Annotated in this window: 5 protein-coding genes; 3 read left to right on the top strand and 2 right to left on the bottom strand. The window is 69.4% G+C overall.

Translation table 11 applies throughout. From position 1 onward, the window contains the following. The first annotated feature begins 111 nt into the window (after positions 1-111). Together Q0A33_RS06615 and rsrA are read left to right on the top strand one after the other, a co-directional pair. Entirely contained in the window at positions 112-768 is a 657-nt protein-coding gene (locus Q0A33_RS06615) for a sigma-70 family RNA polymerase sigma factor (protein WP_291794651.1), read from the top strand. After that, the gene (gene rsrA / locus Q0A33_RS06620) at positions 765-1,061 is read left to right on the top strand and encodes a mycothiol system anti-sigma-R factor (protein ID WP_291794648.1); all 297 of its coding nucleotides are present in this window, start codon (positions 765-767) and stop codon (positions 1,059-1,061) included. The genes Q0A33_RS06615 and rsrA overlap by 4 nt, the downstream gene beginning before the upstream one ends. Positions 1,062-1,301: 240 nt before the next feature. On the opposite strand, the gene Q0A33_RS06625 is transcribed toward rsrA, so the two are convergent. Together Q0A33_RS06625 and Q0A33_RS06630 are read right to left on the bottom strand one after the other, a co-directional pair. After that, positions 1,302-1,913 carry a GDSL-type esterase/lipase family protein gene (locus Q0A33_RS06625; protein WP_291794652.1) on the bottom strand — a complete coding sequence of 204 codons (612 nt, stop codon included), beginning with the start codon at positions 1,911-1,913 and terminating at the stop codon, positions 1,302-1,304. Continuing rightward, entirely contained in the window at positions 1,913-5,632 is a 3,720-nt protein-coding gene (locus Q0A33_RS06630; protein ID WP_291794649.1) for a multifunctional oxoglutarate decarboxylase/oxoglutarate dehydrogenase thiamine pyrophosphate-binding subunit/dihydrolipoyllysine-residue succinyltransferase subunit, read from the bottom strand. The genes Q0A33_RS06625 and Q0A33_RS06630 overlap by 1 nt, the downstream gene beginning before the upstream one ends. Positions 5,633-5,728: 96 nt before the next feature. On the opposite strand from Q0A33_RS06630, the gene Q0A33_RS06635 reads away from it, so the two are divergent. After that, on the top strand, positions 5,729-6,601 hold an 873-nt coding region (locus Q0A33_RS06635; RefSeq protein WP_291794650.1), incomplete at its 3' end, for an IMP dehydrogenase.

The raw sequence follows: 6,601 nt of genomic DNA on the forward strand, positions 1-6,601 counted from the left end.
GGCCCACCCCGCCGGAATACCCTCCGCGTCCCCTCTGTTGTCCCTGCAGAACGAGGAGGTGGGATGAGCACGCTGACTGCAGTTCCCGCGGAGGAGGACCTACGATGGGTCATGATGACTGAAGCCACGGAGACTCCCCCAGCGGAGACGGACGAGGAGCGCCACGCGCGCTTCGAACGCGACGCTCTCGAGTACGTCAACCAGCTGTACGGTGCAGCGCTGCGCATGACCCGGAATCCCGCGGACGCGGAGGACCTCGTGCAGGAGGCGTACGCGAAGGCGTATTCGGCGTTCCACCAGTACACCCCCGGCACCAACCTCCGGGCGTGGCTGTACCGGATCCTCACCAACACGTTCATCAACAGCTACCGCAGGAAGCAGCGGAGGCCGCAGGAATCGCAGGCGGACGAGATCGAGGACTGGCAGATCCACCGCGCCTCGACGCACTCGTCCTCCGACGGCCGCTCCGCGGAGCTCGAGGCGCTCGACCATCTGCCTGACTCCGACGTCACGGACGCGCTCTCCGCGCTGCCGGAGGACCGGCGCATGGTCGTGTACTACGCGGATGTGGAGGGGATGCCCTACAAGGAGATCGCGGAGGTGATGGGGACCCCCATCGGCACCGTGATGTCCCGGCTGCACCGGGGCCGGCGGCAGCTGCGGGACATGCTGCACGACTACGCGCGGGAGCGCGGGTTCGTCCACCCGGACGAACGCGGGGCGGACGCCCCGGCGGCGTCCCAGGACACGCAGGAGGAGGATTCATGAGCGCAGGAGCACAGGAGGACGAGGACCGCTGCGGTTCTGCGCGTGAGCGGAGCCTCGAGCGCATCTACCACTACCTCGACGGCGAGCTGGAGGCCGCGGAGATCCGGCAGATCCAGACCCATCTCGACTGCTGCACCAACTGCCAGGACGAGTACGAGGTGGAGGCACTGCTCAAGGAGCTCGTGAAGCGCTCCTGCACGGGCAGCGCGCCGGAAGGTCTGCGGGAGCGCATCCAGCAGCGGATCGTGGTGGAGCGCCGGACGACGGTGATCCGGCGGATCGACGGCGGCTGACGGCCGCCGGCACACGCTGAAGGCCCGGCCGCATCGATGTCGATGCGGCCGGGCCTTCGTGCGAGGCGGGTGCCGGAGGGGATCCGGCACCCTGCCTGTCAGGTGTTGGGACGCTTGCCGTGGTTGGCGCCGCGCCTCTTGCGGTCGCGGCGCTTGCGTGCTCGCTTGCTCATGTTCACTCCTTCGGATAGACCCGTTGATTCTCCCACAGCCGCAGACGAGCGGCAAAAGCGCGCAGGCTCAGTCCTCGCCGAGGACGTCCGGGACGCCCAGCCACTCGAACCACCCGCGATTGAGCACGAGCCAGGCGAGGAGACCGTAGCCCTCCTGCGCCGGTGTGCCTGAGCGCGAGGCGGCGAGTTCGCGCTGCCACACCGGGTGGGAGCGCAACGGGGTGAAGGCGTCCACGTAGGGGATGCCGCGGCGATGGGCGACATCGGAGAAGCCGGTGCTGAGCTCCGCGAGCCGGCGGTTGCTGTCGGCGTCGCGCACCGGGGTGGGCCCCACCACGAAGGCGGAGACCTCCTGCGTGAGCGCCGTGTCGAGGACGTTCGCGATGTTGAGGCGCGCGCGAGCCACCGAGATGCCGGTGTCCGCGTCCGCCGCGCCCAGACCCAGCACCAGGCGGTTCTCCGTGTCGTCGGAGAACCGGCGGCAGGCCTCCGTCATGCAGCGCTCGGACAGCCCGGTGGTGTCCTCCCCGGCGACGGCCAGGGCGTGGAAGTCCGCCTCCGGGGCGGAGGGATAGGTGCGTGCGGCGACGCGGCCCACCCAGCCCATTCCGCGCCCATCGCCGTGGCCGGCGACCAGCTGGTCGCCGACCACGACGATGGTCTGCCTGCGCTTGGCGATCACCGAGCGAAGACCTGCTCGACGAGATCGGCCTGCTCGGCGTCGTGCACGTGCTTGAGACCGGTGGCCGGGGAGGCCGAGGCCGCACGGGCAATGACGCGGAGCTCACGGCCGCCCAGCACTGCGGGCAGGTTGAGCGCCATGAAGGGCCATGCGCCCTGGTTCTCCGGCTCCTCCTGAGCCCAGACGAACTCGACGTCCGGACCGTAGGCGCCCAGCGCCTGCTCGATCGAGTGCTCGTCGAGCGGGTAGAGCTGCTCGAAGCGGACGAGCGCGGTCTCGGTGTCCTCGAGCTTGCTGCGCTTGGCGAGGAGGTCCCAGTAGAGCTTGCCGGAGACCATGACCACGCGCTTGGCCTTCGCGGGCTCCACCGCGGTGTCCGCGATGACCGGCTGGAAGCTGCCGCTGGTGAACTGCTCCACGGACGTCGAGGCGGCCTTGAGGCGGAGCATCGACTTGGGGGTGAACACGACGAGCGGACGCTTCACACCGGCGTGCGCGTGGCGGCGCAGGAGGTGGAAGTAGGATGCGCCGTCCGCCGGGTTGGCGATCGTCATGTTGTCCTCCGCCGCGAGCTGCATGAACCGCTCGATGCGCGCCGAGGAGTGGTCCGGACCCTGGCCCTCGAAGCCGTGGGGGAGCAGGAGCACCACACCGGAGGTCTGCTGCCACTTCTGCTCGGACGCGGAGATGAACTCGTCGATGACGGACTGCGCGCCCTGGGCGAAGTCGCCGAACTGCGCCTCCCAGAGGACGAGGGCCTCCGGCCTCTCCACCGCGTAGCCGTACTCGAAGCCCATCGCGGCGTACTCGCTCAGCAGCGAGTTGTAGATCCAGAAGCGGCCCTGGTCCTCGGAGAGATTGGCGAGGGGGGTCCACTCGTTGCCGTTCTCGTAGTCGACGAACACGGCCTGGCGCTGGGTGAAGGTGCCGCGGCGGACGTCCTGGCCGGACATGCGCACCGGCACGCCCTCGAGCAGGAGCGAACCGAAGGCGAGCTGCTCCGCGAAGCCCCAGTCGATGCCGCCCGAACGCGTCATCTCCCGGCGCTTCTCCAGCAGGCTGCGCAGCTTCTTGTGGACGGTGAAGCCCTCCGGGATGTCCATGAAGGCATCGCCGATCCGCTCCAGCACATCGGTGCTCACGGCTGTCTCCGGTGCGGTGTAGCCCTCGATCTGACGCGAGTTCTGATCGATGCCGAACGCGGACGGACGGTTCTCCGACTTCTCCGCCTCGCGGGTCTCCGCGAAGGCGGTCTCCAGCTTCTGCTGGAAGTCCGCGAGCGCCTCCTGCGCCTCGTCCGCGGTCATGCACTTCCTGCCCACGAGCGATTCCGTGTAGATGCGGCGGACCGTGGACTTCTGGTCGATGAGGGAGTACATGATGGGCTGCGTCATCGAGGGGTCGTCGCCCTCGTTGTGGCCGCGGCGGCGGTAGCACACGAGGTCGATGACGATGTCGCGGTTGAAGGCCTCACGGTACTCGAAGGCGAGCTGGGCGGCGCGGTAGACGGCCTCGGGGTCGTCGCCGTTCACGTGGAGGACGGGAGCGCCGATGATCTTCGCGACGTCCGTCGAGTAGAACGAGGAGCGGGCCGAGGCCGGGGAGGTCGTGAAGCCCACCTGGTTGTTGATGACGAGGTGGATGGTGCCGCCGGTGCGGTAGCCGCGCAGCTCGGAGAGGTGGAGGGTCTCCGCCACGACGCCCTGACCCGCGAAGGCGGCATCGCCGTGGACCAGCACGGGGAGCACGGTGAAGGCCGTCTGGTCCGGGTCGATGACGTCCTGCTTGGCGCGGGTGATGCCTTCGAGGACCGGGTCCACCGTCTCCAGGTGGCTGGGGTTGGCGGCGACGTAGACCTTGGTCGTGTTGCCGTTGGGGGACGTGAAGGAGCCCTCGGTGCCGAGGTGGTACTTCACGTCGCCGGAGCCCTGCACGTTCGCCGGGGAGAGGGAGCCGTCGAACTCCTGGAACACCTGGCCGTAGGACTTGCCGGCGATGTTCGTGAGGACGTTGAGGCGGCCGCGGTGGGCCATGCCGATGGTGACCTCGTCCATGCCGGAGTCCGCGGCCTGGTTGAGGATCTCGTCGAGGAGGACGATGGTGGACTCGCCGCCCTCCAGCGAGAAGCGCTTCTGCCCGATGTACTTGGTCTGCAGGAAGGTCTCGAAGGCCTCCGCGGCGTTGAGCCGGCCCAGGATGTGGCCCTGCTCGTCGCGGGTGAGGTCCTCGTGCGGGACCTCCAGCTTCGACTGGAACCAGCGGCGCTGCTCCGGGTCCGCGATGTGCATGTACTCGATGCCGGTCGTGCGGCAGTAGGAGTCGCGCAGGAGCCCGAGGATGTCCCGCAGGGGCATCATGCGCTTGCCGCCGAAGCCGCCGGTGGGGAACTCGCGCTCGAGGTCCCAGAGGGTGAGGCCGTGCGTGTTGATGTCCAGGTCCGGGTGGGAGCGCTGGCGGTAGACGAGCGGGTCGATGTTGGCCATGAGGTGGCCGCGGGAGCGGTAGGCGTCGATGAGCTCGATGACGCGCGCGGTCTTGTTCACCACGTCGTAGTCGTCGGCGGAGACGTCCGGCACCCAGCGCACCGGCTCGTAGGGCAGGCGCAGGGACGCGAAGATCTCGTCGTAGAAGCCGTCCTCGCCCAGGAGCAGACCGTGGACCTGCTTGAGGAACTCCCCGGAGCCGGCTCCCTGGATCACGCGGTGGTCGTAGGTGGAGGTGAGGGTGAGGACCTTCGAGACCGCCAGCTTGTTGAGGGTCTCCTGGCTCGCGCCCTGGAACTCCGCGGGGTAGTCCAGCGCACCCACGCCGACGATGCAGCCCTGGCCCACCGTGAGACGGGGCATGGAGTGGACGGTGCCGATCCCGCCGGGGTTGGTGAGCGAGACGGTGGTGCCGGCGAAGTCCGCCGCCGTGAGCTTGCCGTCGCGGCCGCGTGCCACGAGGTCGTCGTAGGCGTCGACGAACTGCGTGAAGGTCAGCGTCTCCGCCTTCTTGATGTTCGGCACGAGGAGGCTGCGGGTGCCGTCCTTCTTGGGGACGTCGATGGCGATGCCGAGGTTCACGTGGCCGGGCTGTACCATCACCGGCTTGCCGTCGCGGACGTCGTAGTAGACGTTCTGGCTGGGGATCTCCCGCAGCGCGCGCACCACGGCGAAGCCGATGATGTGGGTGAAGGAGACCTTGCCCCCGCGGGTGCGGCGGAGGTGGGAGTTGACGACGATGCGGTTGTCGATCAGCGCCTTCGCCGGCAGCGCCCGCACGGAGGTGGCGGTGGGCAGCGTGAGCGAGTCGTCCATGTTCTTGGCGATGAGCTTGGCGGGCCCGCGCAGCTTGGTGACGACGTCCTCGACGTCCTCCTGCTGCGCCTGGGGCTTCTCCGGGAGGTTGTTCGCCCCGGCGGACTTGCTCTCTGCCTTGGTCGTCTCCGACTCCGCGACGGAGGGGGTCACGCCCTTGGGGGAGTCGGTGGCTGCGGCGGCTGTCCGCGCCGGCGCCTTGGCGGGCTCGGCGGTCTGCGCGGGAGCGGCCGACTGCGCCGGAGCGGTCTTCGCGGCGCCCACGGCACCTCCGTTCCGCTCGAACTCCTGGAAGACAGGCCACCAGGACTTGTCGACGGAGTTCCTGTCGGCCTTGTACTGCTCGTACATTTCCTCAACCAGCCACTCGTTCGAACCGAAGTCGGACGCAGTGGTCGCGGGGGTGCTCGTAGACACGGGGTTGTTCGCCCTCTTCCTCGTATGGAGATATCCCAGTGCGGCCAGTGTATCCGCGTTGGGTGCGGCTGCACGAGGATGGTTCACAATGGTCGTATGCGATTCATCACCGGCCGTCCCGAGACGGACCTCACCTACTCGGACGTGTTCCTCGTCCCCTCCCGTTCGCAGGCGGCCAGCCGCTTCGACGTGTCGCTCGAGACCGCGGACGGGACCGGCACGACCATTCCCCTCGTCGCCGCCAACATGACCGCCGTCTCCGGCCGGCGCATGGCGGAGACGCTGGCGCGCCGGGGAGGTCTGGCCGTCCTCCCGCAGGACATCCCCCTCGACGCCGCCGCGGCGACGATCCGCTGGGTCAAGGAGCGCCATCCGGTGCTGGAGACCCCGGTGCGTCTGGGACCGGACGACACCGCGCTCGAGGCCCTGCACCTGGTGCGCAAGCGCTCGCACGGGCACGTGGTGGTCACGGACGCCGAGCGCCGCGTGCTGGGAGTCGTGTCCGCGGACTCGCTGGAGTCCGTCGACCGCTTCACCCCGCTCTCACGGCTGCTGGACTCGTCCTCGCGCACCCTCGAGCTCGACGCCCTGGCCCACGCCCGCCCCACGCGGGCCGCGCTCTCCGCGCTCTACGACGACTTCGTCGCCTCCCGCTCCGCGTTCGTCCCGGTGGTGGACTCCGGAGAGCTCGCGGGTGTGCTCACACCGCAGTCCCTCCTGCGGGCCTCGGTCTACAGCCCCGCGCTCGACGGCGAGGGCAGGCTGCGCATCGCGGCGGCGGTGGGGGTCAACGGCGACGCGGCGGGCCGCGCGGAGGCGCTCGTCGCCGCGGGGGCGGACGTCCTCGTCATGGACACGGCGCACGGACACCAGGAGAAGATGATCGAGGTCCTGCGTCAGGTGCGCGCCGCCGGCCTGGGCGTGCCGCTCGTGGCCGGCAACGTGGTGACCGCCGAGGGCGTGGAGGAC

The organism is Brevibacterium sp. (assembly GCF_022712115.1).
Lineage (GTDB): Bacteria > Actinomycetota > Actinomycetes > Actinomycetales > Brevibacteriaceae > Brevibacterium > Brevibacterium salitolerans.

Bases quoted from the DNA above. Each gene is read 5' to 3' on its own strand.
- Q0A33_RS06615 (WP_291794651.1), top strand. From the start codon at position 112: ATGATGACTGAAGCCACGGAGACTCCCCCAGCGGAGACGGACGAGGAG.
- rsrA (WP_291794648.1), top strand. From the start codon at position 765: ATGAGCGCAGGAGCACAGGAGGACGAGGACCGCTGCGGTTCTGCGCGT.